Source organism: Streptomyces tyrfis (genome assembly GCF_037034285.1).
GTDB lineage: Bacteria > Actinomycetota > Actinomycetes > Streptomycetales > Streptomycetaceae > Streptomyces.
The window spans coordinates 37436-63852 of record NZ_JBAGJZ010000038.1 but is presented as its reverse complement, the minus strand read 5'-3'; the positions used below and the strand labels follow the sequence as shown (position 1 = coordinate 63852).

At 73.7% G+C, this 26417-nt stretch carries 16 protein-coding genes and 2 pseudogenes; 10 read left to right on the top strand and 8 right to left on the bottom strand.

Going from position 1 to position 26417, the window contains the following annotated elements; translation table 11 throughout:
* The first annotated feature begins 181 nt into the window (after nt 1-181).
* From WA762_RS25755 to WA762_RS25735, 5 genes are all read left to right on the top strand, one after another.
* Nucleotides 182-1714, top strand: coding sequence for an APC family permease (locus tag WA762_RS25755; RefSeq protein ID WP_335938764.1), 1533 nt, complete (start codon nt 182-184; stop codon nt 1712-1714).
* The gene (locus tag WA762_RS25750) at nt 1711-3144 is read left to right on the top strand and encodes an FGGY family carbohydrate kinase (RefSeq protein ID WP_335938762.1); all 1434 of its coding nucleotides are present in this window, start codon (nt 1711-1713) and stop codon (nt 3142-3144) included. Before WA762_RS25755 ends, WA762_RS25750 begins: the two co-directional genes overlap by 4 nt.
* A complete protein-coding gene (locus tag WA762_RS25745) occupies nt 3141-4577 on the top strand; it encodes an NAD(P)/FAD-dependent oxidoreductase (RefSeq protein ID WP_335938760.1) in 1437 nt (478 codons plus the stop codon). Before WA762_RS25750 ends, WA762_RS25745 begins: the two co-directional genes overlap by 4 nt.
* A complete protein-coding gene (locus WA762_RS25740) occupies nt 4574-5824 on the top strand; it encodes an NAD(P)/FAD-dependent oxidoreductase (RefSeq protein WP_335938758.1) in 1251 nt (416 codons plus the stop codon). Before WA762_RS25745 ends, WA762_RS25740 begins: the two co-directional genes overlap by 4 nt.
* 458 nt (nt 5825-6282) lie before the next feature.
* Nucleotides 6283-9309 (top strand): AfsR/SARP family transcriptional regulator, encoded by a 3027-nt coding sequence (locus WA762_RS25735; RefSeq protein ID WP_335938756.1) that lies wholly within the window; start codon nt 6283-6285, stop codon nt 9307-9309.
* Nucleotides 9310-9490: 181 nt separating this feature from the next.
* Here WA762_RS25735 and WA762_RS25730 read toward each other — a convergent pair.
* From WA762_RS25730 to WA762_RS25695, 8 genes and pseudogenes are all read right to left on the bottom strand, one after another.
* A pseudogene (locus WA762_RS25730) lies at nt 9491-11005 on the bottom strand (penicillin-binding transpeptidase domain-containing protein).
* A 149-nt stretch (nt 11006-11154) separates the two neighbouring features.
* Nucleotides 11155-12354 carry an MFS transporter gene (locus tag WA762_RS25725; RefSeq protein WP_335938754.1) on the bottom strand — a complete coding sequence of 400 codons (1200 nt, stop codon included), beginning with the start codon at nt 12352-12354 and terminating at the stop codon, nt 11155-11157.
* Between the two features lie 29 nt (nt 12355-12383).
* The gene (locus tag WA762_RS25720; protein ID WP_335938752.1) at nt 12384-13775 is read right to left on the bottom strand and encodes a methyltransferase domain-containing protein; all 1392 of its coding nucleotides are present in this window, start codon (nt 13773-13775) and stop codon (nt 12384-12386) included.
* Nucleotides 13772-14527: a gamma-glutamyl-gamma-aminobutyrate hydrolase family protein gene (locus WA762_RS25715; protein WP_335938751.1), complete on the bottom strand. Its 756-nt coding sequence runs from the start codon at nt 14525-14527 to the stop codon at nt 13772-13774. The genes WA762_RS25720 and WA762_RS25715 overlap by 4 nt, the downstream gene beginning before the upstream one ends.
* Nucleotides 14524-14928 carry a GNAT family N-acetyltransferase gene (locus WA762_RS25710; protein WP_335938749.1) on the bottom strand — a complete coding sequence of 135 codons (405 nt, stop codon included), beginning with the start codon at nt 14926-14928 and terminating at the stop codon, nt 14524-14526. The genes WA762_RS25715 and WA762_RS25710 overlap by 4 nt, the downstream gene beginning before the upstream one ends.
* On the bottom strand, nt 14915-16207 hold the full coding sequence (gene purB / locus WA762_RS25705) for an adenylosuccinate lyase (RefSeq protein ID WP_335938748.1): 1293 nt from the start codon (nt 16205-16207) through the stop codon (nt 14915-14917). Before purB ends, WA762_RS25710 begins: the two co-directional genes overlap by 14 nt.
* Nucleotides 16204-16944 (bottom strand): class I SAM-dependent methyltransferase, encoded by a 741-nt coding sequence (locus WA762_RS25700; RefSeq protein WP_335938747.1) that lies wholly within the window; start codon nt 16942-16944, stop codon nt 16204-16206. Before WA762_RS25700 ends, purB begins: the two co-directional genes overlap by 4 nt.
* Nucleotides 16941-18461, bottom strand: a complete 1521-nt coding sequence (locus tag WA762_RS25695) for a phosphotransferase family protein (protein ID WP_335938746.1) — start codon at nt 18459-18461, stop codon at nt 16941-16943. Before WA762_RS25695 ends, WA762_RS25700 begins: the two co-directional genes overlap by 4 nt.
* 537 nt (nt 18462-18998) lie before the next feature.
* On the opposite strand from WA762_RS25695, the gene WA762_RS25690 reads away from it, so the two are divergent.
* The 5 genes and pseudogenes from WA762_RS25690 to WA762_RS25670 all read left to right on the top strand — a co-directional run.
* Nucleotides 18999-20501 carry a hypothetical protein gene (locus WA762_RS25690; protein ID WP_335938745.1) on the top strand — a complete coding sequence of 501 codons (1503 nt, stop codon included), beginning with the start codon at nt 18999-19001 and terminating at the stop codon, nt 20499-20501.
* Nucleotides 20494-21900 carry an amidase gene (locus WA762_RS25685; protein WP_335938743.1) on the top strand — a complete coding sequence of 469 codons (1407 nt, stop codon included), beginning with the start codon at nt 20494-20496 and terminating at the stop codon, nt 21898-21900. Before WA762_RS25690 ends, WA762_RS25685 begins: the two co-directional genes overlap by 8 nt.
* Nucleotides 21897-23429: a glutamine synthetase family protein gene (locus WA762_RS25680; RefSeq protein ID WP_335938742.1), complete on the top strand. Its 1533-nt coding sequence runs from the start codon at nt 21897-21899 to the stop codon at nt 23427-23429. The genes WA762_RS25685 and WA762_RS25680 overlap by 4 nt, the downstream gene beginning before the upstream one ends.
* Nucleotides 23407-24447 carry a GNAT family N-acetyltransferase gene (locus WA762_RS25675; RefSeq protein WP_335938741.1) on the top strand — a complete coding sequence of 347 codons (1041 nt, stop codon included), beginning with the start codon at nt 23407-23409 and terminating at the stop codon, nt 24445-24447. The genes WA762_RS25680 and WA762_RS25675 overlap by 23 nt, the downstream gene beginning before the upstream one ends.
* Nucleotides 24437-26410: pseudogene (locus WA762_RS25670) on the top strand (FAD/NAD(P)-binding protein); the annotation flags it as partial. The gene WA762_RS25675 and the pseudogene WA762_RS25670, both read left to right, overlap by 11 nt.
* Nucleotides 26411-26417: the final 7 nt, after the last annotated feature.

The window sequence follows — 26417 nt, the reverse complement described above, 5'->3', positions numbered from 1 at the left end:
TCACGGGTGGGCTGTCGACCGGCGTCGAGGTGGCGCGGACCGCGCGTCCTCGCGGCCATCCCCACGGACAGGCTCCAGCGCATCCCTGTGAGGCGGGCCTCGACGCCGACCGCATGCGGTTCTTCGATCACCACTGGCTTCCGCGGCGACGGCGGGGCACTCTGAAGCAGGGAACGAGGTCATGGCCAAATCAGAAGCAAGTGCTCAGGCGCCGAGAACGGCTGAGGTGCAGCAGGGCGGGGCGAACCAGGTGATGGCGCGGGAGCTGGGCTGGTACGCCTCGTTCTCCGTGGCGTTCGGGTTCGTGTCGATCGCGACAGGGATCTTCACGGCCTACGGCTCGGTGCTCGCCACCTCGGGCCCGCGCGGCATCTGGGCCTGGCCGATCTCCGTGGTCGGCCAGCTCTGCATCGCCCTCGTCTTCGGGGCGCTGGCGGCGCGCATCCCGATCAGCGGCTACTCCTACCAGTGGGTGTCGCGGATCGTCGGGCCCGTGTGGGGCTGGATCATGGGCTGGATCTCGTTCGCCTTCCTCGGGGTGGTCGTGGTCGCGGTGGACTACACGATCGCCTCCACGATCCTCCCCGAACTGTTCCAGTACGTCGGCACGACGCAGAACGCCTGGGTCATCACGGCCGGTGTGGTGCTGCTGCAGGCCCTGCTGGTCGCCGCGTCCACGCGCGTCACGCACAAGGTCAACAGCGCGGCGGTGACGGCGCAGCTCATCGGCATGATCACGCTGACGGTGCTGCTCTTCGCGGTGGGCTACTTCACCGGCAAGCTCGACTTCGCCCACCTCTTCGACACCGGGACGATCCCGGAGAGCGGCTACTACGCACTGGGCGGCAAGACCCATGCCGGCCCCTTCGCCCTGGCGTTCCTGCTCGGCGCGTTCACCATCGTCGGATTCGAGTCCGCGGCGAACCTGGCGGAGGAGACCAAGAACCCCGCCCGCGTCATCCCCAAGGCGATGGTCCAGGCCGTCCTCTCCCTGGGCGTTCTCGGCTTCCTCTTCCTCGTCGCCGTGACCGCCGCCGTCGGCCAGGTCGACGGCGCCGCCGAGTCGGCCACCCCGGTGGCCACCGTGATCACCGCCGTGCTCGGGTCCGTGGTGGGGAAGGTCCTCCTGGTCCTCGTCGTGGTCTCGATCTTCTCCTGCGGGCTGGTGATCACCCTCAGCGGAACCCGCCTCGTCTACGCGATGTCCAGGGACGAGCGCTTCCCCGGATGGCGCCTGCTCAAGCGCATCCACCCCCGGACGGCGACGCCGCTGAACGCCACGGTGTTCATGATGCTCATCGCGCAGATCGTCCTCGCGGTCTTCTCCCGCTCCACCGACGCCCTGTTCGAGCTGTTCTCCGCCGCCACCCTGCTGCCCGCCGTCATCTACGCCGGCACGGTCGCGATGTACGCGGCCAAGCGCTCCTCCCTGCCGCCGTCCCGCGGCTTCTCCCTGGGACGGTGGGAGGTCCCGGTCCTGCTTCTGGCCGCGGTCTGGCTGGTCTACGAGCTGCTCATCTTCCGGGACGCCTCCTTCCGCGCCCCCTGGGCCTACGTCCTGGTGCTGTGCGGGATCGGCGCCGTCTACCTGGCGGCGCTCCTCGTCCGGCGCGGCCGCGCCGCCCTGACCATGCCGGACATGGCCGACGTCGACCGTGCCCTGGACAACGCCGCCGCACCCGCCGAGGCCGACGCGGAAGGGGCCCTGCGATGACCGCCATCCTCGCCATCGACCAGGGGACCTCGGGCACCAAGGCCATCGTCGTCGACGCCGAGGACGGAACGGTCGCCATTGCCGAGGAGACCATCCGCCCCGCCTACCTGCCCGGGGGAGGCGTCGAGCAGAACCCGTACGAACTGCTCGACTCCGTCCTCGCCGCCGGCCGCCGGGCCGTGAGCATGGCCGGCCGGCCCATCGACGGCGTGGCCCTGGCCAACCAGGGAGAGACCGTCCTGGCCTGGGACGAGGCCACGGGCACACCGCTGACCCCGGCGATCGTCTGGCAGGACAGCCGGGCGGAGACCATCTGCGCCGAGCTGGCCGAGCACCGCGAGGACATCGCGCGGCGCACCGGTCTCGTCCTCGACCCCTACTTCTCCGCGCCCAAGATGGCGTGGCTGCGCCGCAACCTCACCCGCGACGGGGTGGTGACCACCACCGACACCTGGCTCGTGCATCACCTGACGGGCGAGTTCGTCACCGACGCGTCCACCGCGAGCCGTTCGCTGATCTTCGACCTGGACGGCGCGGCGTGGGACGGGCGGCTCGCCGAGCTGTTCTCCCTCGGCGACGAGCGGCTGCCGCGCATCGTCGGCAGCGACGAGGTGGTCGGCACCACGCGCGCCTTCGGGCAGGAGACGCCGGTGGCCGGCCTGATCGTCGACCAGCAGGCCGCTCTGGTCGCCGAGGCGTGCCTGGAGCAGGGCACGGCCAAGTGCACCTACGGCACGGGCGCGTTCCTGCTGGCGAACACCGGACCGCACCCCGTGCGCTCCGCCGCGGGCCTGACGACGTCGGTGGCCTGGCAGGCCGCGGGGCAGACCCTGTACTGCGTGGACGGCCAGGTCTACACCGTGGCCTCGGCCGTGCGCTGGCTGCAGGACCTCGGCCTTCTCCAGTCCGCCACCGAACTCGACGCGCTGGCCGCGAAGGACAACGAGGGCGTCATGTGCGTCCCGGCGTTCGCCGGGCTCGCCGCCCCGTGGTGGGCTTCCGAGGCCACGGCCTCCCTCACCGGCCTCACCCTGGCCACCCGCCGCGAGCACCTCGTCCTGGCCGTGCTCCAGGGCATAGCCGCCCAGGTCACCGAGCTGACGGCCCTCGTCGGCCACGACCTCGGCCGGCCCCTGACCCGACTGCGCGCCGACGGCGGACTCACCAACTCCGCCGTCCTCATGCAGGCCCAGGCCGACATCGCCCAGCTCCCCGTCGACATCTACCCCAACGCGCACGCCACGCCGCTCGGCGCCGCCGCGCTCGCCCGCTGCGCCCTCGACCCCGCCATCAGCCTCAAGGAGGCCGTCGGCGACTGGCAGCCGGCGACCGTCTACGAACCCCGCTGGTCCGAGGACCGGGCCCAGGAGTTCCGCACCACATGGGCGCAGGCCGCCGCTGCCTGTGCCGCCAAGGGAGACCACTCATGACCCCCACCCCCCACCGTTCTCACCCCGAGGTCTTCGACATCGTGGTGATCGGAGGAGGCATCGTCGGCTCGGCCATCGCACGCGAACTGTCCGGCCACGACGTCTCCGTGGCGCTGCTCGAAGCCCGCGACGACGTCGGAGACGGAACCAGCAAGGCCAACACCGCCATCCTGCACACGGGTTTCGACGCGAAACCGGGCACCCTGGAGTCCCGGCTCGTGGCGCGCGGCTACCACCTGCTCAACGACTACGCCAAGGCCACCGGCATCCCCGTCGAGCACACCGGCGCCGTGCTGGTGGCCTGGAACCGGGAAGAGCTCGACGCCCTGCCCGGCCTGAAGGAGAAGGCCGAGGCCAACGGATACGAGCACTGCCGCATCGTCGACGCGGACGAGGTCTACCGGGTCCTGCCCGATCTGGGCGAGGGCGTGCTCGGCGGGCTGACCGTTCCCGACGAGTCCATCATCTGCACCTGGACCACCAACCTCGCCCTGGCCACGGACGCCAGGCAGCGCGGGACGACGATCCTGCTCGAACACGCCGTGACCGGCGTCGACGTGGGCGACGACGCCACGACGCTGCACACCGCCCGGGGCGACGTGCGAGCCCGCTGGGTCGTCAACGCGGCGGGCCTCGGCGCCGACACGATCGACCGGCTCTTCGGCCACGACCGCTTCACCGTCACCCCCCGCCGCGGCGAGCTGTTCGTGTTCGACAAGCTGGCACGGCCCAAGGTCGACAAGATCGTCCTGCCGGTGCCCTCCTCCCGCGGCAAGGGCGTGCTCATCTCCCCGACGATCTACGGCAACGTCATGCTCGGTCCCACCGCCGAGGACCTCACCGACCGCACCGACACCGCCACGTCCGAGGACGGCTACGACTTCCTCCTCGGCAAGGGCGCGCGGCTCATGCCGAGCCTGCTCACCGAGGAGGTCACCGCCAGCTACGCCGGACTGCGCGCCGCGATCGACCGCGACGACTACCTCATCGAGGCCGCCCCCGAACAGCGGTACCTCCTCGTGGGCGGCATCCGCTCCACCGGACTGACGGCGGGCATCGCCATCGCCGAGCACGTCGCCGGGCTCCTGTCGGAGGCCGGTCTCGGGCTCCGCGGCCGCGGCGACCTGCCCGCTCCGCCCCGGATGCCGAACATCGGCGAAGCCACCACGCGCCCCTACCAGGACGCCGACCTCATCGCCGAGGACGCCGCCTACGGCACCGTCGTCTGCTTCTGCGAACGGGTCACCGAGGGCGAGATCCGAGACGCCTGCCACGCCCCGGTGCCGGCGCGCAGTCTGGAAGGGCTGCGCCGGCGCACCCGGGCCATGAACGGCCGCTGCCAGGGCTTCTTCTGCGGCGCGGCCGTCGCGGCCCTGCGCACCCGACACCAGACCGACGACGGCTGCTGCAGCCAGCACAAGGACAACCGATGAACCACCAGCTGCCCCTCATCGAGCCCGATGTCCTCATCATCGGAGGCGGCCCCGCAGGGCTCACCGCGGCCGCCGAACTCGCCGACCGCGGCGCCGGGCAGGTCCTGGTCGTCGACCGGGAGAAGCAGGCCGGCGGCATTCCCCGGCACAGCGACCACACCGGATACGGCCTGCGCGACCTGCGCCGTGTGATGACCGGCCCCGCCTACGCCCGCCACCTGGCCGACCGGGCCGCACGGTCCGGGGCGGAGATCCGCACCAGCACCATGGTCACCGACTGGTCCGACCAGAACACCGTGGACGTCACCAGCCCCGAGGGCCGCTACCGGATCCGTGCCCGGGCCGTCGTCCTGGCGACCGGCGCCCGCGAACGGCCCCGCACCGCGCGCCGCATCCCCGGAGACCGCCCCCACGGGGTCTACACCACCGGACAACTCCAGAACCTCGTCCACCTCCACCACCAGCCCGTCGGCGAGCGGGCCGTCGTCGTCGGCGGCGAACTGGTCAGTTGGTCCGCGGTCATGACCCTCCGCGAAGCCGGCTGCACCCCCGCGCTCATGATCAGCGAGTACCCGAAGGCGGAGTCCTACGGCGCCTTCAACGCCGCCGGCCGCACCGTCCTGCGCGTTCCGGTCGCCACCCGCACCCGTGTCACCCGGGTCATGGGCAAGGGACGCTGCGAGGCAGTCGAGATCGAGCACCTCGACACGGGGAAGCGCCGGACCGTCGCATGCGACACCGTCGTCTTCACCGGCGACTGGATCCCCGACCACGAACTCGCGCGTTCCGCGGGCATCACTCTCGACGAGCGCACCCTCGGCCCCCTCACGGACACCGCGCTGCGGACCAGCCGGCCCGGGGTCTTCGCCGCCGGCAACCTGCTCCACCCCGTCGACACCGCCGACGTGGCCGCCCTCGACGGCAAGCACGTCGCCCGGCAGGTCATCGACCACCTGGACGGAAGGCGCGGGCCGGCCGAGGGGGTGCGCCTGATCGCCGACGCCCCGTTCCGCTGGATCGCGCCGCAGATCCTCCGCCCCGGCGATCCGGCTCCGGCCCGCGACCGGCTCCTGCTCTGGACGGACGAGTTCGTCCGCTTCCCCAGGGTGACGGTCCGGCAGGACGGCCGCGTCGTCGCCCGCCGCACCCTCGCCTGGCCCGCGGCCCCCGGCCGGGTCTTCCGTGTCCCGTCCTCGGTCCTCGACGGGATCTCCCACACCGGAGGCCCCGTCCACCTCACCATGTAGTCCGTCGCGCCACGAGTCCGCGGCGGCCGCCGGCTGGTGGCCGTCGCCCGGCCGCCGCGGACTCGCCCCGTCTCCGGGAGCGTGGGACCTTCCCCGCGCCACGCCCCGGGAGACGAGGGACCGGCCGCCCCGCGCGCAGAGCCCGGGCGTCCGCGACGCCGTCCGCGCCCACGGCGGCCGGGCGACGGCCACCAGCCGGCCCGGCCGTACCCGCTTCGCCCTCTGGTCGCCGCCGTGCGACGGGAACGGCGGCCTCTGACGCGTCGTGGGAGGAAGCGGCCGGACGCCGCGTTCCGCCGTTCCCTCCTGCTCGGCGAGCGGGCCGTTCGCGCCGGTCGCACACCGTGCGGGGAAGGGCGTCGGGAACCCGCCGAAAAAGCTTGAATGCGCCTTGAATTACCGGTTGGCGGCGCTCATGGTATGGCGTGCGGACGGGGAGGGCATGACGAGGGGGGCTGGTGGAAACGCGCTTCGGGATCCTGGGGAGCATCGAGGTCCGGCGCGACGGGGCTCCGGTCGACGTCGGGCACGCCGTGCAACAGCGCGTGCTGGCGGCGCTGCTCGTCGACGCGGGCCGCGCCGTGCCGCTCGACGCGCTGGTGGAACGGGTATGGGGGGACGTCGAACCGTCGTACGGCCGGCGGAATCTGTACGGCTACATCTCCCGGCTGCGCGCCGTGCTGTCCGGTGACGGCACGACCATCGCACGCGTGCGGGGCGGCGGCTACCGGCTCACGGCCGATCCCGCGCTGGTGGACGCGCACCGCTTCCGGGACCTGTCGGACCGGGCCCGGCGGGCGGCCGCGGACGAGCAGGCGGAGGCGCTGTGGCGGGAAGCGCTGGGGCTGTGGCGGGACAGCGCGTTCGCGGGAGTGGACACGCCGTGGTTCAACGCGCAGCGCCAGCTCCTCGACGACGAACGGCTCGCCGCTCAACTGGAGCTGGTCGACGTCCGGTTACGCCTCGCCCAGCACGATCGGATGGTGAGCGAACTGGTCGCCCGGGCCGAGGCGCATCCGCTCGACGAGCGGGTGATCGGGCAGCTGGTCCTCGCCCTGTGCCGGTGCGGGCGGCAGGCCGAGGCGCTGGAGGAGTACGAGCGCGCCCGGCGGCGGCTCGCCGACGAGCTGGGCGTCGACCCCGGCGCGGCCCTGCGGCGGCTGCACGGGCGGATCCTGGCCGGGGACCCGGATCTGTCCGGCGATCCCGGTCCGGCCGCCGCGCGCGTCGGGGCGCCGTCCGCCGACGAGGAGGCGGAGGACGACGGCGTCGCCGCCGGGAACCCCGTGACGGGCCGGCAGCTCGTGCCGCGGCTCCTGCCGGCGGACCTCTCCCTGTTCGTCGGCCGCGAAGCCGAGCTGGACGAGGCCTGCCGGCTCCTCGGCGCGGACGGCTCGGGACCGCCCACCCTGCTGGTCACCGGCCCCGCCGGGGTCGGCAAGACCGCCTTCGCCGTACGCACGGGCCACCGGCTCGCCCCCCGCTTCCCGGACGGTCAGCTGCACGCGGATCTGCGCGGCTTCGGCGACGAGCCCGCCGATCCGTTCACGGTCCTGGGCGCCTTCCTCCGCGCGCTCGGCGTCCGCGGCGGGACGGTGCCCGCGGAACTGACCGAACGCGTCCACCTCTACCGCTCCCTGCTGGCCCAACGGCAGGTGCTCGTCGTCCTGGACAACGCGGCCGGGTTCCGGCAGGTGTCCGACCTGCTGCCGAGCGGCATGCGGTGCGCCGCCGTCGTCACCAGCCGTACGACGATGGCCGAGCTGGGCTGCCGGCGGCTCCCCCTGGACGTGCTGGACGTCCCGACCGGGCTCGCCCTGCTGCGCGAGATGCTGGGCCCGGACCGGACCGACGCGGAGCCCGGCTCGGCCCGCTCCATCGTGGAGACCTGCGGAGGCCTTCCGCTCGCGGTGTGGGTGGCCGGCGCGCGACTGGCCGCACGACCGCACTGGCCGCTGGCCAACGTGGCCCGAGCCCTCGCCGACGAGGAGCGCAAGTTCGACGAGCTGGCCGTCGGCCACATCGCCGTACGGGCCAGCCTCGAACTCAGCTACCAGGGGTTGGCCGCGCGGACCCGGCACGCCCTGCAGATGCTCGCCCTGCTGCCCGGGCCCGACTTCGCCGCCTGGGCGCTGGCCGCGCTGCTGGACACGGACCTGTCCGAGGCGGACGCCGTTCTCGATGATCTGGTCGAGGTGCACCTGGCGCAGATCGGATCGGTCGGCGCCTCCGGGATCCGCTACCAACTGCACGACCTGGTAAGGCTGTTCGGCCGGGAGCGGGCGAATCGCGCCGTCCGCGGGCAGGACCGCACGGCCGCGCTCGACCGCCTGCTCGCCGCCAGCCTCCACCTCGCCGACCTCGCCGCGGACGCCCTCAGCGTCGACTTCCAGGGCATCTCGCAGATGGAACTGGTCTCCTGGCGGGTCTCCCCGGCGGACGCCGGTCGTCTGCTCGCCGACCCGTCGGCCTGGTTCACCGACGAGCGCCAGTTTCTCATCGACGTGGCGGAGCAGGCGCTGGACCGGGCGGAATCCGCACCCGCCGCCGGGCTGGCCACCGCCCTCACGACCCTGTTCCAGGTCGGCGGCCACTTCGACGACTGGGAGCGGCTGCAGAACCGGGCGCTCAAGGCGGCGTTGAGCGGCGACGACCGGCACAGCGCCGCGAAGCTCCACCGCTGCCTCGGCGAACTCACCACCATCCTCGACCGGTACCCGGAGGCGCTCGACCACTTCGAGCAGGCGCTGCTGCTCTCCGAAGGGCAGGGGCCGGCCTACCGGGCGGGGGCGACCGCCGGGCTGGCGTACGTGCACCGGCTGCTCGGCCATTACTCCTCGGCCGTGCTCCACTTCGAGAACGCCGTCGAACTGGCAGGGCAGGCGGGCAACGTCAACTGCCTCGTCTACGCCACCAACGGCCTCGGCGTCATCGATCTGGAGCAAGGCCGTCTCGAGGCCGCCGTCGAACGGTTCACGGAATGCCTGCGGGTCAGCCGGGCCGAGGGGTACCGGCCCGGGGAGGCCCAGGCGCTGCGCTGTCTGGGCCAGAGCCACCGCGCGCTCGGCGCCTACCCGGCCGCCGCCGACGCCTACCGGCAGGCGGTCGCGATCAGCACGGACCTCGGCGACCGCCTCACCGCCACTCACGCCGCCTGCTGGCTCGGGGACGTCCTGGTCCGCCAGGGCGAGCACCGGGAAGGACGCCGCCTGCTCGCGCAGAGCCTCTGGGCGTACCGGGAGTTCGGCAACCTCTGGGGCGAGGCGGCCACGCTGTACGCCCTCGCGGAGGCGCAACTCGCGGCCGGCCGCCCGGTGCTCGCCCGCGGACGCGCCGAAGCCGCGGTCAGGCTCTGGCGGCAGATCGGTTCGCACACCTGGCTCGCCGTCGCCCTCGACACCCTGACCACCGTGCACACCCGGCTCGGCGACCACTCGGCCGCGGTCCGGGCCCGCGACGAGGCCGCGGAGCTGCGAAAGGCCTGAGCGCGCCTCGGGAGCCCGGGAGGCGGCCCGGTCCGGGAGGCGGCCGGAGGGGCGAGGGCGGGGAAGGAGGGCGAGGTCCGGGAAACGCCCCCGGCCCTCCCCGCCGGGCCGGGCACCGCCTTCGAAGGACACCCGACGGAGCACGAACCGGGTCCCGCCCGCGCCTGCCGCGAGTCCGGCGTCACGACGGATCGCCGGGGACGGCGGACAGGAGGCCGTGCAGGATCGGACCGGCCGAACCACCACCGGTGACGCCCTGCTCGACGACGCACGCCACGGCGACATTGCCGCGCCGTGCGACCGCCAGCCGTTGTTGGGCTCGTCCTCGGAGACCTCCGCGGTGCCGGTCTTCGCGCCGATGCCACCGGGCAGATCGGCGAGCACGCGCGCCGTCCCGTCGGTGACGGTGGCCCGCATCAGCGCGCGCAGCCGGGTCACCACGGACGACGGCAGCGGCTTCGTCGAGGTCGTGTCCGCGCTGCCGGGGACGAGCGTCGGCTGATGGAACCGGCCGGCCGCCGCGGTCGCCGTGACGGACGCCGTGATCAGCGGGTTCGCCTGGATCCGGCCCTGCCCGGTCATCGAAGCGGCCTTCTCCGTCTCGTCCTCGGGCATCGGCGCCGAACCGTCGTAGGTCGGGATCCCACGTGCCACTCCTGCCCGACCCCGAAGCACTCCCGTGCCACATCGCCGAGTTCGGAGTCGCCCAGCTTGCCGCGCAGGCCGATGAAGGCGGTGTCGCAGGACTCGGTGAAGGCCTTCCGGAAGGCGGCGCCCGGGAACTCGGACGTCTCGACGTTGTGGAACTCCTTGCCGACGGTGAGGTACTTGGGGCAGTCCACGACGTCGTCGGGCGCGACGGCGTCCTTGAGCAGCAGTGCGGCGCTCGTCACGATCTTCCAGGCGGAGCCGGGGCGTACGTGCCGGAGAACGCCCGATTGAAGCCCGTGGCGGGGGAGCTGGCCATCGCGAGAATCTCGCCGTCGCCGACCCTCAGGGCGACGAGCGAGGCGTTCCTGCCGCCGGCCGCGTCGGCCAGGGCCTTGTCCGCCGCCGCCTGCCAGGTGGCGTCGAGCGTCGTGGCCGTCGGCTTCTCGGACGACTGCCCGCCCTTCTTGCCGAAGGAGGCCTCCGTGCCCTCGATCTCACCGGTGACCCGGTCGACGAGCCGGGCCGGCACCGGCCGCAACGACGGATGGGCCTCGCCCGTCAGGGGCGTCCCGTTCCGGTCGGTGACCTTCGGCACGGGAGCGTCCTCCCGCTCCAGGTGGAACTTCGCGGTGTCGCTGAGATGCGGATGGACGAGCGACAGCGACCAGTCGACCTTCCAGGTCCCGTTCCGCTTCCACACGGGTATCCCGGACCGATAGGTCCAGATCCCCAGCCCCGTGACGGGCAACTTCGCCGTGAAGGCGACCCGGACCGTGCCGTCGTCCTCCGCCGTGGCCCGTGCGGGGGTGAGCTCCGGCCTGCCGATGTCGAGGCCCGCGATGAAGTTGCGCAGCACCTCCTGAGCCCGCGCGGGACTCGTGGTGCGGGAGCCCGCGCTGTCGAGCCGGCCGCCCGCCCAGTCCGCGAGGAACGCCCGGGCCTGGGCGGTCGCCGCGAGATCGGGGGCGTCGTCGTGCTGCGGCGGGGGTTGTAGAACCCGTCGATGTACTCGAAGATCCCGCCGAGCCGCCGCCGCGTCCCGGATCCGGCCCCGCCGCCATGCGCGCGGCGGCGGGGCCGGATCCCGGCGGCTGTCACCGGCACGCGTCAGGGCCGCCGGCGCCGGGCCGAGGCCGGCGCCGGCGGTTGTCCGGGGCGGTCCCTCCGGGTGCGCCGCGATCGACGGACGCGCGGTCAGGCGCTCGGGGTCTCGGACGGCACGCGCGGCACCACCACGGCCACCTGACGCACCGTCATGGCAGCGGCGAGGGCGAGAAGCACCGCCCCCACCAGCGGGAGCGCCCAGGAGGAGGCGAAGGAGAGCGTGGCCCCGCCGATGCCGCCGCCGAGCGCGACGCCCAGATAGGAGGAGGCGCTGCTGACGGAGACGGCGATGGTCGGCGCGGCCGGCGCCCGGTCCATGAGGCGCTGGATCTGGGCGCCCGGCACGATCCAGTACAACACGCCCCAGGCGGCGGTCGCCGCCAGGAAGACCACGGTGGCCGGGCCCTCGGCGACCCGGGCGACGAGGGCGGCCAGCGCCAGGGCGGCGAACGCCGCGACGACGCCGAGCACACCCGTCAGGTACGCCCGGTCCGGGCCGCGGCGGTCGTTCATCCTGCCGCCCATCGCCGTGCCGACGGAGGCGGCCACGCCCCAGGCGAGCAGCACCCCGCTGACCCCCGCCGCGCCGAGGCCCGTCACATCGCGGGCGAACACGGCGAGGTAGGTGTAGACGGTGAAGCTGCCGGCCACCGCGCAGGCATTGGCCAGCACGGCGACCAGCACGGCCGGCTCGGCGGCGACCCGCAGCCGCTCCGCCATCGTGACCGGCGGCGGCGACGGCGTGGCGGGCAGCGTCAGGGCGAGTCCGGCGATGCCCAGGCCGGTGAGGCCGGCGATCACCGCCAGTGTGGTGCGCCAGCTGCCCAGTGCGCCGACCAGGGTGCCGATCGGCACCCCGAGCGCGGTGGCCACCGACAGTCCCCCCACCACCAGGGACAGCGCGCGGCCGCGGTGGCGCTCGCCGGTCATGGCCGTCGCCGCGGCCACCGCGGTGTTCATGAACACCGCCGCGGCCGCGCCCGCCAGCACCCGGGCCACCAGCAGCGTCGGGTAGTCGGGGGCGAGCGCGCCGAGCAGGTTGGCGAGGAGGAAGGGCCCGAGGGAGCCGTACAGCATGACCCGCCGACTGACGTTCGCGGTCAGCGTCATCAGCACCGGGGCGCTGACGGCGTAGCTGAGGGCGAAGACCGTGACCAGCTGACCGGCGACCGAGACGGAGACGTGGAAGTCGTCCGCGATCGACTGCAGGATGCCGGTGGTGACGTACCCGTCCGTGCCGACGGCGAAGGCCCCGAGGGCGAGGACCAGGATCGCCGACCGGTGCGTCATGCGGTCCTTGTCCCGTGGGTGTCGCCGGTTCACCGAGCGGTGCCGCCTTCCATGAGGTTCTCGTCGGCCAGGCAGCCGGCCATCAGTTCCGTGGTGACGAGCAGGGCGCGCGAGCGGAGCGGGTCGGCCTCGAAGCGGTCGGCGAAGACCCCGGTGGCCAGGTCCCGGCCCGTGAGGCCGGCCGGGCCTGCGTCCGCCACGGCGGCCAGCAGGGCCGGGAGCCGCTGCTCGGTCACGGCCACGTCGTCGGCGGCGCCGAGCTCCCAGAATCCGTCGGGCAGGTCCAGCGCCCGGCCGCGGTAGAGCCGCACGGCGGCGTCCACCGCCCCGGCCCGCGCGCCGGGGACGGCGGTGAGCCGGTCGTCCAGCGTGAGCGGGCCGGAGAGGTCGGTGAAGGAGACACGGCCCGTGCCGCCGGAGCGGCTGATCATCCCGCAGGCGAAGTAGTGCGGCTGCTCGAAGCGGCGCATGTGGGCGTCGACGGCCTCCAGCACCTCGGCGGGGCTCAGCTCCGGGTTGTGCCGCTGTGCGTGCAGGGCCGTCAGGGCGGCGCGCACCTCCGGGACCGTACGTCCGTCGGCGACGACGACGGCGTCATGGCCGGCCTCCTTGGCGAAGGCCTCGATGGCGGGCAGCAGCAGGGGGCCGGAGGCGTCGCCGAGGCTCTGGAACCGGGTGATCAGCAGCCCGTCCCGGGGGTCGAGCAGGCCGACGGCGCGGCGCAGCAGCCGGCGGTTGAGGTCCAGGCCGTCGGGCCCCCCGTCGCCGGCCGCGGAGTAGCGCAGGGCGGGCGGCACGGGCACGTAGGGGAGGTTGGCGACGAGGCAGTTGAGCGTGCCGTCGGGGAAGCGGTCCTGGAAGAAGTCGCCGTGCCGGGTGCGCACGCGGTCGCCGAGGCCGTTGAGGGCCGCCGTCAGGGCGGTGGCGTCCAGGCAGTCCTGCTGGAGGTCGACGCCGGTCACCCCGGTGCAGCCCAGGGCGAGGGCGCAGGTGGTGATGCCGGAGCCGCAGCCCACGTCCAGGGCGCGTCCGCGGGGGCGGGCCCGCAGGATGGTGTCGACGAACCGCAGCGAGTCCTCGCCGATGTAGACGTTGCCGGCGCCTCGTCGCCCGGCCCGGTCGCGGGCGGCGAGCAGGCCGCGGAAGGCGGTGACCTCCCAGCGGCCCGGCCCGCCGGTGTCGTCGGCGAGGCCGAGTGCCGTGAGGCGTTCGGTGAGAGCGGCGTCGAGGCGGCGACCGGGGCGCCGACCGAGATGGAGCAGCTCCCACAGGGCGCCGCCGGTGTCGTCGGACGGGGCGGCGCCCTCGGGGGGCCAGGGCTCCCAGGGCAGCCCCGAGCTGCGCCGGGCGTGCTCCACCCGGTCGGCGAAGGCGGTCCGGCGCAGCAGGCCGGCGAGGGGGCCGGGGTCGGGTGCGGTCATGCGGCCGTGGCTCCGCCCCGCTCGCAGGCGGCCCGGTGGGCGGCGGCCGCCGCCACGAACCCCTCGAACAGGGGCCGGGAGGGGCCGACTTCGGGGTGTCCCTGGATGCCGACGGCGAAGCGGTGCCCGGTCAGGCTGATCGTCTCGACGACGTCGTCGGCGCTCCATCCGGTGGCGACGACGCCGAGGCCGAGGGCGTCGACGGCCTGGTGGTGGAAGCAGGGGAGGTCGCTCTCGGCGCCGAGGAGCGAGCCCGGCAGGGCGTCGGTGCGCAGGGTGATCCGGTTGGGGGCGAACACCGGTTTGTCGGGCATGTGGTCGTCGTTGCCGATCAGGTCGGGCAGGTGGGGCAGGAGGGTGCCGCCGCGCAGCACGTTCATCAGCTGCATGCCGCGGCACACGCCGAGGACCGCCCGGTCGTCCTCCAGGGCCAGGCGCAGCAGGGCGATCTCCCAGACGTCGCGCTCCGGGGCCGGCGTGCCGGCGTGCGGGCCGGGCGCGGCCCGGTAGAGGGCGGGGTCCACGTCGGCGCCGCCGACCAGCAGCAGTCCGTCGAGGCCGGCCATGACGGTCGCGGCCTCGGGCTCGGCGCCGGAGGGCGGGAGCAGGACGGGGACGCCGCCGGCCGCGGTCACCGCGGCGACGAAGTCGGTCGGGACCAGGGAGGCGTGGCGGTGCCACCCGCGCCAGGAGGCGTCCTCCTGGTAGGTGGTGATGCCCACGGTCGGCTTGTCGATGGCGGGCCCCCTCATTTCGCCGCGTCCAGGACCCAGGCGGAGCCGTGCTGGGTGAACCCGATGTGCGGGTAGTACTCGGTGGCCGCCGGCGCGGACAGCAGCACGATCTTCGCCCGGGGCGCGGCCTCCTGGACGCACCGGATGAGGTCCACGCCGATGCCGCGCCGCTGGTGGGCCCGGTCGACCGCGATGTCGCTGAGATAGGTGACGTAGGAGCCGTCGCTCACGCAGCGGGCGATGCCGACCAGACGCTCGTCGACGTGGGCCACGACGACCAGGTTGGCGTTGCGGACCATCGCGGTGAACCGCTCGGTGTCCTCCACCGGGCGGCGCTCGGCCAGGCCGGAGGACCGGTAGAGCTCGGCGACCTCGGCCACGTCGAGGTCGGCCGCGTCGATGACTTCACACTTCCACATGGAGCAGTTCCTCCAGTCGTTGCCGCATGGCCTGCCGCGAGCGCAGGAAGCGGGTCGGGTCGTACACGTCCTCGCCGGTGACGATGCCACGGTCGCGCAGGGTCTCGCGCAGGTGCCGGCCGGTCTCCCAGGTCTCGGTGGCCGCGTCCTGCACCGTGCGGTACGCCTTCTCCCGCTCGGAACCGGTGGACATCAGGTGCAGCATCACCGTCGAGCTGTAGATCAGGCCGTCGGTCCGCTCCAGGTTGGCACGCATCCGGTCGGGGAAGACCCGGAGCCCCTCGACGAGTTCGGCGGCACCGGTGACCTGGTAGTGGGCGGCGATGAGGCTGTCGGGCAGCACGACGCGCTCGACGGAGGAGTGGGCCAGGTCCCGCTCGTGCCACAGCGCGACGTTCTCCAGCGCGGCGCCGAGGTCGGCGCGCAGCACCCGGGCCAGGCCGCACAGCCGTTCGCTGGTGGTGGGGTTGCGCTTGTGCGGCATGGCGCTGGACCCCTGGTACGCGCTGGAGCGCGGCTCCTCCACCTCGCGGACCTCGGTGCGCTGCAACAGCCGCATCTCCAGGGCGATCTGTTCGACCACCGCGCCCAGGACGGCCACGGCGCCGAGCAGTTCCGCGTGCCGGTCGCGCGCCACGACCTGGGTGGGCACCGGCTCGACGCCGAGGCCGAGGGCCTCGCACACATAGGTCTCGACGAACGGGTCCACGCTCCCGTAGGTGCCCACGGGGCCGGAGACGGTGCCGACGGCCACCGCTTCGCGGGCGGCCCGCAGGCGTTCGAGGGACCGGTGGACGCCGAAGGCGAAGCCGGCCATCTTCTGCCCGAAGGTGGTGGGCTCGGCGTGGATGCCGTGGGTGCGCGCCACGCAGACGGTGTCCCAGTGCTCGACCGCCCGCGCGGTCAGGGCCCGCAGCAGCCGCCCGGTCGCGTCCAGCAGCAGGTCGCAGGAGGCGGCGAGGGTGTGGCCCAGCGCGGTGTCGACGAGGTCGTAGCTGGTCATGCCGTAGTGGACCCAGCGCGCCGCGTCGTCGGGGATCGAGGCGGTGTACGCGGCGAGGAAGGCGAGGATCTCGTGGTCGCGGGTGCGTTCCTGCTCGCGCACCTCCTCGGGGGTGGGCACGCGGCCGGCGCGCACGGCGGCGAGGTCGGCCTCGGAGACCCTGCCCAGCCGGGCCTGCGCCTCGCAGGCGAGCACCTCGACGCGGACCCACGAGGCGTATTTCGCCTCGTCGGTCCAGAGCCGGGCCATCTCCGGGCGCGAGTAGCGGGGGATCACTCGGGCCTCCGTGCCAGGACGGCGCACGTGCGGTTGTTGGCCTGGATGGGGCCCTTGGCGAGCTCGGCGGTGAGCGCGGCGACGCCCGACTCGAACTCCTCGTCCGGGATGAGGTGGAGGGAGGAGAAGGCCTTCTCGCGGTACTTGGTGGCGTCGGTGAGCTCGTAGGAGCTCTCGAAGACACGGCTCCGGCCGTCGGTGAAGCCGGCGGCCCGCAGTTCGGCCAGCAGGGTGTCGATCGCGTGGTGGCGGCCGAGTTCGACCTCGACGGTGGAGGGGAAGTACCGGGCCACGGGGACGCGGGAGCGGATGATCTCCTCCGAGTCGGTGGCGGTGCACAGCACACCGCCCGGCCTGAGCGCGCGCAGCGCGCCCTCGAAGTAGCGGCCGGGCTCCCGGACGTAGTGGATCACGTCGACCGAGAAGATCAGGTCGAAGGACGCCTCGGGCAGGTCGAGGAGGGCCATCTCCTCGGCGCGCCCGGTGCGCAGTTCGAGTGCGGCCCCATGGGCCTCGGCGGCCTTGAGCATCTCCGGGAAGGGGTCGACGCCCAGCGCCCGGGCGCCGGTCAGCCGCTGGAGCGCGGCGAGGTGGTTGGCGGTGCCGCAGCCCATCTCCAGGACCGTCGAATCGCCGGTCACGCCGGCGAACTCGGCCAGGAACTCCACCAGTCCGGGGTAGGGGCGGCGGTGCCTGGCGTACTCGGCGGCCAGCTGGTCGTAGTCCAACGCGGTCACGTGGGCTCCTTAGCGATGTGCTGCTCGTGGACGGTGCGGGCCTGCCACAGGTACCAGGCGGTGTAGGCGTAGGTCGCCGTCCACGCCTGGGGGGTGCGCAGGGTGTTCTCGTATTTCAGCCAGCCGGCCAGCGAGCAGGCCGCGCCGATGTACAGACGGCTGCGCACGACGGGCTCCGGCTCGTCGCCGGGGGCGGTCCGGATCAGCCGGTGCTCCATCGACCGCAGCCGGCCGGAGAACCGCAGGGGCAGCCGCAGGGAGCTGACGTCGTGCGGGCGGGCGGGGTCGAAGGCGTCCCCGAAGAGCGCCTCCGGCCTGCCCTGGCGGGCGGCGTGGAGGATGGCGGGCATCGGCAGCAGGCCGTGCAGCAGCGTGGCGAGGTCGAAGACCGGGTCGCCGTAGCCGACGTCGGGGCGTTGCCGCTGCTCCCAGACGGTGCGCGGGTCGATGAAGACCGGGCCGCCCCCGGAGCGCCGGAGCATGTTGGTCGGGTAGATGTCGCCGTGCACCTGGCTGCCGGTGCGCGGGAGCAGGGCGGGGGCGTGCTCGTCGAGCCACGCGGTCGCCGCCGTGTAGCCGGGGATGCGGACGCCGCCCGGCAGGGTCAGGCCGGCGGCCAGGTGCTCGTCGAGGTCGCGGTCGCCGAAGCAGCGGCGGAAGGTGGAGCGGAAGGCGGGCTGCTCGCGCAGGGCGTGGAAGCGCTCGCGGTAGAGGTAGTCGGCGCTGGTGGGGCGCTGTTCGCCGGCGGTCAGCCGGTACCAGCCGGCCAGTTGGTCGAGGTAGGGGGCGAGGACGTCGGCCGCGTCGGGGGCGAGTTCCGTGCGGGCCTCGTCGTCGAAGAGGCGCTCCTCCAGGTCGGCGGCCTCGACGGCCTCCATGACGCTGGTGCCCCGCCGGCCCTGGATGTGCACGCCGTGCAGCCGGGGGAAGAGCGCGTCCCGGCCGATGCGGGCGAGGTCGTCGTTGGTGCGGGAGGTGAAGCCGGTCTCGGAGCGGATCATCCCCGCTTCGCCGGTCTTGGCGACGAGTTCGGTCTCGCCCCCGGCGTCGAACTGGACCACTCCGACGGAGTCGGATCCCGGCCGGTGGAAGCGGGTGACGGCGGGGGTCGGGCGGGCGGCGGCGGCCCAGGCGCGCAGTCTGGAGGCGACGACCGCGGCGGCGATCACCTCGGCCTCGTCGCTCCTCCCGTCGGACTCCAGGCACCAGCCGTGGAGTTCCCCGCCGAGGAGGAACGTGCGGCGCTCCGGCCGTCCGCCGGCGGGTCCGGCGCCGTCCGGCGGCGCGTCGGCCGGGAAGGCGGCCACGTCGACCCCGAACGGGCCCAGTCGCTCGGCCAGCGCGGGCGCCAGCCCGGCGCGGCCGGGCGCCTCCACGACGACGACGGAGGGGGCCACGGTGTCCGGTACGAGACCGTGACCGTCGAGAACGGAATAAAGGTTCGCCAGCTCGGCCGCAGTGGCGGGCCGCGCCAACTCGGTGAGTAATTCGCTCACGTCCAGATATACCTTACCCATGGAATTACCCGGCCGACGGGCCGGATTGACATAGCCGGAGGACGACACCGTCCTTCACCATCGGCTCCGCACAAGAGGCGGCCGCGCACATCCTTATGGGAACGTTCTTGCGATAGTCGCTGCGGCTTGTCCGGGCCGGCCGCAGATATCCATTGCGCAATGGACGTGCCGAAGCCTTCCCTTTGCCCAGGGGGCAGCCAACCATCCGATGGTGTGACCTTGGTCACATTGTTAACCTCTGGTCCGCCTGCTGTTCACGGTGCTAGCTTCTTAAGTTATTCGAATTTGAAGTGACAACAACCTCGGTGCGCCGTTACGGGCGGCGCCGAACAGGGGTGGGTGATTTCAATTCAAGCCAAAGGCTTCCCTCATTTACTTGAATCGACTGCCGAACGCGCCCGGCAGTCGAACACCGCGAAGCAGTCCTTACAGATCGTCCTCACTCTGGACGGACGCCTTCCCGAGGATGTCGGACGCGCCGCCCTCACCGCCGCCGACCTCTTTATCGCCCAGGAGGCAACCGCGCGGGAATTACGGATGGACCCGGCAGTCGCAAGCGGCGACCTGCTGATTCTCGACCAGACCGGCCGTATGCGTTTCTTATGGGGGGCGTCCCGCGCCCCGACCGGCTCCCATATCGTGGGATCGCTCGTGACCGACGAGGCGACGCGCGCGGAGTTGTACCGCGGATACCAGAACCGCGCGGCCGCGGAAGAGGCGGACCGGATCGAACTCCACAAGTATGTGATGGGCCGTTCCCCGGAAAAGATCCGGACAGACCTGGAGCGAATCGGCCATGTATTACTGCACATGGCGCCGGTCCAGATCCATGTGGGCAACCGGTTCTTCTCGAATCTCGGCCGCTCCGGAAATCTCCCCGGAAAATCGATGGCGCCCACCGCCTCCGGGAACGTTCTCGCCCGGCTCGCCGCCCTCCCGGCCGGGGAATGGACGAACGAAGAAGCCGCCTTTGTCGCGCTGGCGGCCTTCCTGCTGAACAGCGGCACCCAGGCGCGGCTCGAAGAAGTCAACGGCACCCACCTCACGTCCGCCGGCGCGGCGGCGTTGATGACCGAGCGCATCCGCGGATACGGCGCCGAGCCGCCCGGCGCCGAGGGGGCCTCCACCGTCGCCCGGCTCGAAGCCCTCGCCCGCCGCTGCGCCGCCGAACGGCAGGCCCATCTCGGCAACGGGGCCGTCTTCTACCGGCTCATCCACGGCGCCAACCTGAACAAGACGGAACACCTGCTGCGGCCGGCCGTCGGCTACGCCGACGTACCCGCCCCGCTGCGCGCCCTCCTGGCACGCGAGGCGGGCGTCGCGGCGGAGACCGCGACCGTCGAGGAGACGGCGCCCGCCTTCGAGGCACTGGGCGACGCGCTCCACGCCGCCCCCGCCCCCGAGGGTTTCAGCAGCGCCTACGAGGCCCTGCTCACCCGCTTCATGACGACCCTCGCCGAGGCGACCGCGTCGGACGTCGCCATGGGCCGCGGACCCCGCTCCTTCGCGCCCCTGGAACCCGGCAGCACCGGGAAGGACGATCCGCTCACCCTCAGGACCAACGACTTCTTCTGCTGCGTCGCGCCCAGTTCCGCCTTCGCCGCCTCCTTCGGCGAGGACCGCGACGCGCTGGTGAAGACCCTCAGCGCCTACAGCGCCCGCATGCGCTTCAACACCTGGCACTACCTTCCGCACACCCTCGGCATCACCGGCCGCGTCCCCGGGCGCGACGACTGGTTCTTCGCCCCGACCATGCCGGACGTCACGCACTGGTCCGACCAGCACCACACCGGCCACGTCGCCTTCGACGTGCGGCACGCCATCCGCGTCCCGCTCGGCATCGACCACGCCGGCCGCCACCTGCCCGGACTGTACGACCTGCGCCTGATGCGCGCCGACGGCGAGCCGTACACCACGGACGACCTGCGGGCGGCCATCGCCTCCGGCAGGGTCCTCGCCGTCCTGCACCAGTCGATGGGCCGGCACCGCGCGACCGTCCGCGACTTCGGAAACGAATGGTTCCGCGCCCTTTATGGATGACGCACTCCGCTACCTCGACACCGCCGGGCTGCGCCGTCTGTACGCGGCCCGGCGCCTGTCCCCGGTCGAGTACACCGAGGGAGTCCTGGCACTGATCGAAGCACTCGACCCGGCCCTGGGCGCCTTCGTCACCGTGGCCGCCGACCAGGCGCTGGCGCAGGCCGCCCGCGCCGAGAAACGCGTCCTCGGCCTCGGCGAGGCGGCCTGGGACGACCGGCCGCTGCTGGGCGTGCCGCTGAGCGTGAAGGACCTGACCGCGACCGAGGGCATCCGCACCACGCGCGGCTCCCCGGCCCTGGGCGACGCCGTGCCCGGCCGGGACGCGCCCGCCGTGGCCCGGCTGCGCCGCGCCGGCGCGATCGTCCTGGGCAAGACCACCACGTCCGAAGGCGGCTGGAGCGCCGGAACCGTCAACCGGCTCGGGCCGCCGGCGGCGAACCCGTGGGACCTCTCGCTCAGCGCCGGCGGATCCAGCGGCGGCGCGGCCGCCGCGGTGGCCGCCGGCCTGGGGATCGCGGCGACCGGCACCGACGGCGCCGGGTCGATCCGCATCCCCGCCGCCTTCTGCGGCGTGGTCGGCTTCAAGCCCACTCACGGCCGCGTCCCCTACGTGCCGCACTGCCCGGACCGGCTGGCGCACCTGGGGCCGCTCACCCGCACGGTCGCCGACGCGGAGCTGCTGCTGCGCGTGATGGCGGGGCCCGACCCGGACGACCCGGACTCCCTCCTCCCGCCACCCGTTCCCCCCACCGCCGCGGACGGGCCGCTGCGCATCGCCTGGATCGGGGGGCTCCGCGCCCCGGGCCCCGTCCTGCCCGCGGACCCCCAGCGGGCGGCCGTCGAACGGCTCGCGGCGGCCGGCCACCACGTCGAGGAGATCCCGCCGCCGTTCGACGACGCCTACCCGGCGCTGGTCACCCTCCTGGCCGCCGCCGAGGCGGCCGCCTCCCCCGCGCGCGACGACGCGTCGGCCGACCCGGCGCGGCTGGCGGTCGTCCGGCACGGCAGGACGCTGACCGCCGTCCAGCTGGTCCGCGCCGAGGCCGAACGGGCCGAGCTGACCCGGAGACTGGCGTCATGCCTGGAACGGTTCGACGTGCTGGCCATGCCCACCGTGCCGGTGGCGCCGTTCGCCGCGGACGCCTGGCATCCCGACGCGCCCGCCTACGACGCCCCCCTGGCGTGGCTGTCCTGGGCGCCGGCCGCCTTCCCGTTCAACATGGCGGGCATGCCGGCCGTCTCCGTCCCGGCGGGCTTCGGCCCCGGCGGGCTGCCGGCGGGCCTCCAGCTCGCCGCCGCCCGGCACCACGACGCGCTGGTGCTGCGCGTCGCCGCAGAAGTCGAACGTGCGAACCCCTGGCGCGACGCACACCCTGGAAAGGACCGGGACCTGACGTGACCGACACCCCCCGCCCGGCGGGCCGCCGCGCCCATGCCGACCTGAGCACCGGCAGCCGGGACTTCATCGCGCGCCACGGCCTGTGGGACGACCGCCGGCGCGCCGCGGCCGCCGAACTGGAGGCGTCCCTGGAGCCGCTGGACTTCGTGCGCCTGGTGTTCGCCGACCCGCACGGCCTGCCGCGTTCCAAGACGCTGACGGCCGACGCGTTCCGCACGGTGCTGCGCAACGGCATGGACTACAGCCCGGGGCCGTTCGTCTTCGACACCGGGCACGCCACGGCCGTCGACTTCACCGTTCCCGGGGGCGGCGTCGGCGTCGAGGAGCTGCTGGGCGCCGGCGACTTCGTCCTGGTGCCCGATCCGCTGACCTTCCGCGAGCTGCCGTACACGGGGCCGCGCACCGGCTGGGTGATCGGCGACGAGCACCTGCGCTCCGGCGCCCCGCACCCGCTGTCCGGCCGGGGCCTGCTGCGCCGGCTCTGCGCCGGGGCGCGCGAGAGGGGACTGGACTACGTCGTGGGGCTGGAGGTCGAGTGGTACCTGACCAGGCTCGTGGACCAGCACTACTCCGGCCGGCCCGGCGGCTTCGGGGTGCAGGGCGTGCCGCCGTCCGTCCAACCGGTCAACGGCGGCTACCAGTTCAACCTGGAGGGCCTGACCGACGCGCTGGAGCCGGTGCTCGCCCCGCTGACCCGGGCCCTGCTGGACATGGGTCTGCCCCTGCGGTCGGTCGAGCACGAATCCGGCCCGGGGCAGCTGGAGTTCACCTTCGCGCCGCAGAGCGCGCTGGACGCGGCGGACGCCATGCTGCTGTTCCGCACCACGACCAAGCAGGTCTGCGCCCGGCTGGGTCACCACGCCTCGTTCATGGCGCTCCCCGGCCTGCCCGGTCTCGACGCGAGCGGCTGGCACCTGCACCAGTCCCTGGCGTGCGCCGCCACGGGCGAGAACCTGTTCACCTCGCCCGACGGCGGGCGTGCCCTGTCCGACACCGGTGAGCGGTTCCTGGCCGGGCTGCTCGGGCACGCGGCCGACGCGGCCCTGCTGTGCGTGCCCACCGTCAACGGCTACCGGCGGATGTCCGACCGGTTCTCGCTCGCACCCGCCCGCGCCGCCTGGTCGGTCGAGAGCCGCGGCGCGTTCCTGCGGATACTCGGCGCCTACGGCGACCCGGCGGCCCACATCGAGAACCGCATGGGCGAGCCCTGCGCCAATCCCTATCTGTACTTGGCGGGACAGCTCGCCGCCGGGCTGGACGGCATGGAGCGCAAACTCGCCCCCGGCCCGCCCGCCGCCGACCCGTACGACACCGCGCTGCCCCCGCTGCCGCGCGACCTGCGGGAGGCGCTCGACGCCCTGGCCGCCAGCGACTTCTACCGGGGGGTGCTCGGCGCACCGCTGACAGAATGTCTGCTCCGGCTGAAGAACAGCGAGCTGCGGCGGTACACGGCGTGGCAGGCCGGTGCCGCGGCGGACGACGCACATCAATCCGAATGGGAGCACCGTGAGTACTTCGCGACGTACTGAGACCTACCGCACGCGTGTCGTCCGCACCGTCGAGGACCTGGCCCCGGAGACCGACGGACTCGCCGCTGCCGCAGGCGCCTCCGAGTTCTACTACGGCCACGAGTTCCTGCGCGCCTACGAGCGCGAGCCCATCCAGCCGGTGCACGCCGTGCACTACATCGAAGTACTGGACGAGGACGACCGGGTCATCGCGCTGACCCCCTGCTACGTACAGGGCGACCCGCTGCGGGCCCTGGGGATGGGCCCCGACGAGAAGGCGCTGCTCAGCCACGTCTGGCACTGCAGCGACACCCAGCTGGCCGGCACCCGCACCGACCCCGCGGTCGCGGGGGCGATCGTGACGCGCATGCGGGAGATCGCCGCCTCCGCCGGCCTCGCCCGCTGCGGCTTCATCAACGTGGCCACCGGTTCGCCCACCGCGCTCGCGCTCGAGGGCGCCGGGCTGACCGGCACCGACCTGGACACCCGCTACACCGTCGACCTGGCCGCCGCGGGCGACTGGAAGGGCTATCTGTCCTCGCTGCGCCACAACGCCCGGCGCGAGTACGCCCGGCAGCTGCGCCGCGCCGACGACTGCGGTGTGAAGATCACCGAGCGGTCGCCGGACGGCGAGGAGGACCCGCAGAGCCTGCAGATCTTCGAAGTGCTCATGGCCAACGTCGGGTCCGCCGGCTACTACAGCAAGGAACGCATCGCGGCGTTCCTCCGCTACACCCGCAAGGGCGCCCGCGTCATCGAGGTGACGATGGACGGCGAGATCATCGCCAAGGCGGTGGTCTTCCTGGAGACGAAGAAGATCCACGCGTGGGCGGGCGGCTACGACCGCCACGCCGACGCGGCGAACGGACGCCCCTTCAGCTCCTACTACGTGCTGATGTCGGCCATCATCAAGCTCGGCCTGCGGGAGGGCGTGCCCACGCTGGAGGGCGGCCGGCGCAACGGCGCGTTCAAGGTCCGCTACGGGATGCGGCCCCAGCCGCTCCAGGCCTTCATGACCGACGTGCGCCATGGGGAGTGACGCGTTACGGGTGTGCCTGGTGGGGGCCGGCCCCCGCGGTCTGTCGGTGCTGGAGCGGCTGTGCGCCAACGAGCGCAAGAGCACCCTGCGCACCGCCGTCACCGTCCACGTCGTCGACCCGGCCCGGCCCGGCGCCGGCCTGGTCTGGCGCACCGGGCAGTCCCGCCACCTGCTGATGAACACGGTCGCGTCCCAGGTCACCGTGTTCACCGACGACAGCGTGGAGGTCGAGGGCCCGGTGGAGACGGGCCCCTCCCTGTACGAGTGGGCGGCCGCCGTCGCGGCGGGCGGTCCGCCGGGGCCGGGCGGCGGTCCGCCGCCCGGCGCGGTCGACGCGGAGCTGCTGGCCGAGACACGGCGTCTGACGCCCGACTCCTACCCCACCCGCGCCCTCTACGGCCGGTATCTGGAGGACGTCTTCGACCGGGTGGTCGCCCAGGCGCCCCCGCACGTCTCGGTGGTCGTCCACCGCCGGCGCGCGGTGGGGCTGGCGGACGACGGCGACGCGCAGACGGTGCTGCTGGCGGACGGCTCCCGCATATCCGGCCTGGACGCGGTGGTCCTGGCCCAGGGGCACGTTCCCGAACGCCCCGGCCCCCCGGCGTCCGGCGTCGCCCGCCGGGCGCGCTCGCGGGGGCTGCTGCGGATCCCGCCGGGCAACCCCGCCGACGTGGACCTGTCGGACATCCGCCCCGGCGAGCCCGTGCTGCTGCGGGGCCTGGGGCTGAACTTCTTCGACTACCTCGCCCTGTTCACCCTCGGCCGCGGCGGCTCGTTCGCACGCGGAGCGGAAGGCCGGCTGATGTACCGCCCGTCGGGCCGCGAACCGCTCCTGTACGCGGGGTCGCGGCGCGGCGTCCCCCACCACGCCCGCGGCCGGAACGAGAAGGGCGCCCACGGCCGGCACGAACCCCGGCTGCTCACGCTCGCCGAGGCCGAACGGCTGCGCGGCGTCCGGGGCGCGCGCGGCCGGCAGCGCTTCGAGACCGAGCTGTGGCCGCTGATCAGCCGCGAGGTGGAGGCCGTCTACTACCGGACCCTGCTGGCCGGCCGGCTCCCGGACGAGGAGGCGCGGCGCTTCGCGGACCGGTACCTCGGCGCGGCCGGCGCCGGACAGCGGGAGGAGCTGCTGACGGGGCACGGGATCGCCGCGGGCGAGCGCTGGGACTGGGACCTGATCGAACGCCCCTACGGCGCCCGGCGGTTCGACGGCCGGGCGGACTTCCGCGCCTGGCTGCTGGACCACTTGGCCGCGGACGTGGCCCACGGCGAGGCCGGCAACGTCAGCGACCCCCTCAAGGCGGCGCTGGACGTCCTGCGGGACCTGCGCAACGAGATCCGCGTCGCCGTGGACCACGCCGGGCTGGAGGGCGACTCCCACCGGGACGCGCTGGAGAAGTGGTACACCCCGCTCAACGCCTACCTGTCCATCGGCCCGCCGGTCAGCCGCATCGAGGAACTGATCGCGGTCATGGACGCCGGGCTGCTGGAGATGACGGGCCCGGCCACCCGCATGGGGCCCGCCCGGGACGGCTCCGCCTTCGTCGCCGACTCCCCGGTGGTCCCCGGCGAGCCGGTCCGGGCCCGGGTGCTCGTCGAGGCCCGGCTGCACCAGTCCGACCTGCGCCGCACCGCCGACCCGCTGCTGCGCGGCCTGCTGCGGGACGGCATGGCCCGTTCGTACGTCATCGCGACCACCGGCGGCGCCCCCTATGAGACCGGCGGACTGGCCGTCACGGAGCGGCCGTACCGCGTGGTGGACGCCCGGGGCCGGCCGCACCCGCGGCGGTTCGCGTACGGCGTGCCGACCGAGGCCGTGCACTGGGTCACCGCCGCGGGCATCCGGCCGGGCGTCAACTCGGTGACACTCGGCGACTCCGACGCCATCGCCCGCGCCGTGCTGGACCTGGAGCCGGCCACGCCGCACGGCCCGTCGGACCCGGGCACGACCACGAGAACGGAAGGGACGA

Bases quoted from the DNA above. Each gene is read 5' to 3' on its own strand.
- WA762_RS25710 (WP_335938749.1), bottom strand. From the start codon at position 14,928: ATGTGGAAGTGTGAAGTCATCGACGCGGCCGACCTCGACGTGGCCGAG.
- WA762_RS25755 (WP_335938764.1), top strand. From the start codon at position 182: ATGGCCAAATCAGAAGCAAGTGCTCAGGCGCCGAGAACGGCTGAGGTG.
- WA762_RS25695 (WP_335938746.1), bottom strand. From the start codon at position 18,461: ATGGGTAAGGTATATCTGGACGTGAGCGAATTACTCACCGAGTTGGCG.
- WA762_RS25750 (WP_335938762.1), top strand. From the start codon at position 1,711: ATGACCGCCATCCTCGCCATCGACCAGGGGACCTCGGGCACCAAGGCC.
- WA762_RS25690 (WP_335938745.1), top strand. From the start codon at position 18,999: ATGGACCCGGCAGTCGCAAGCGGCGACCTGCTGATTCTCGACCAGACC.
- WA762_RS25685 (WP_335938743.1), top strand. From the start codon at position 20,494: ATGGATGACGCACTCCGCTACCTCGACACCGCCGGGCTGCGCCGTCTG.
- WA762_RS25740 (WP_335938758.1), top strand. From the start codon at position 4,574: ATGAACCACCAGCTGCCCCTCATCGAGCCCGATGTCCTCATCATCGGA.
- WA762_RS25715 (WP_335938751.1), bottom strand. From the start codon at position 14,527: ATGAGGGGGCCCGCCATCGACAAGCCGACCGTGGGCATCACCACCTAC.
- WA762_RS25720 (WP_335938752.1), bottom strand. From the start codon at position 13,775: ATGACCGCACCCGACCCCGGCCCCCTCGCCGGCCTGCTGCGCCGGACC.
- WA762_RS25745 (WP_335938760.1), top strand. From the start codon at position 3,141: ATGACCCCCACCCCCCACCGTTCTCACCCCGAGGTCTTCGACATCGTG.
- WA762_RS25725 (WP_335938754.1), bottom strand. From the start codon at position 12,354: ATGACGCACCGGTCGGCGATCCTGGTCCTCGCCCTCGGGGCCTTCGCC.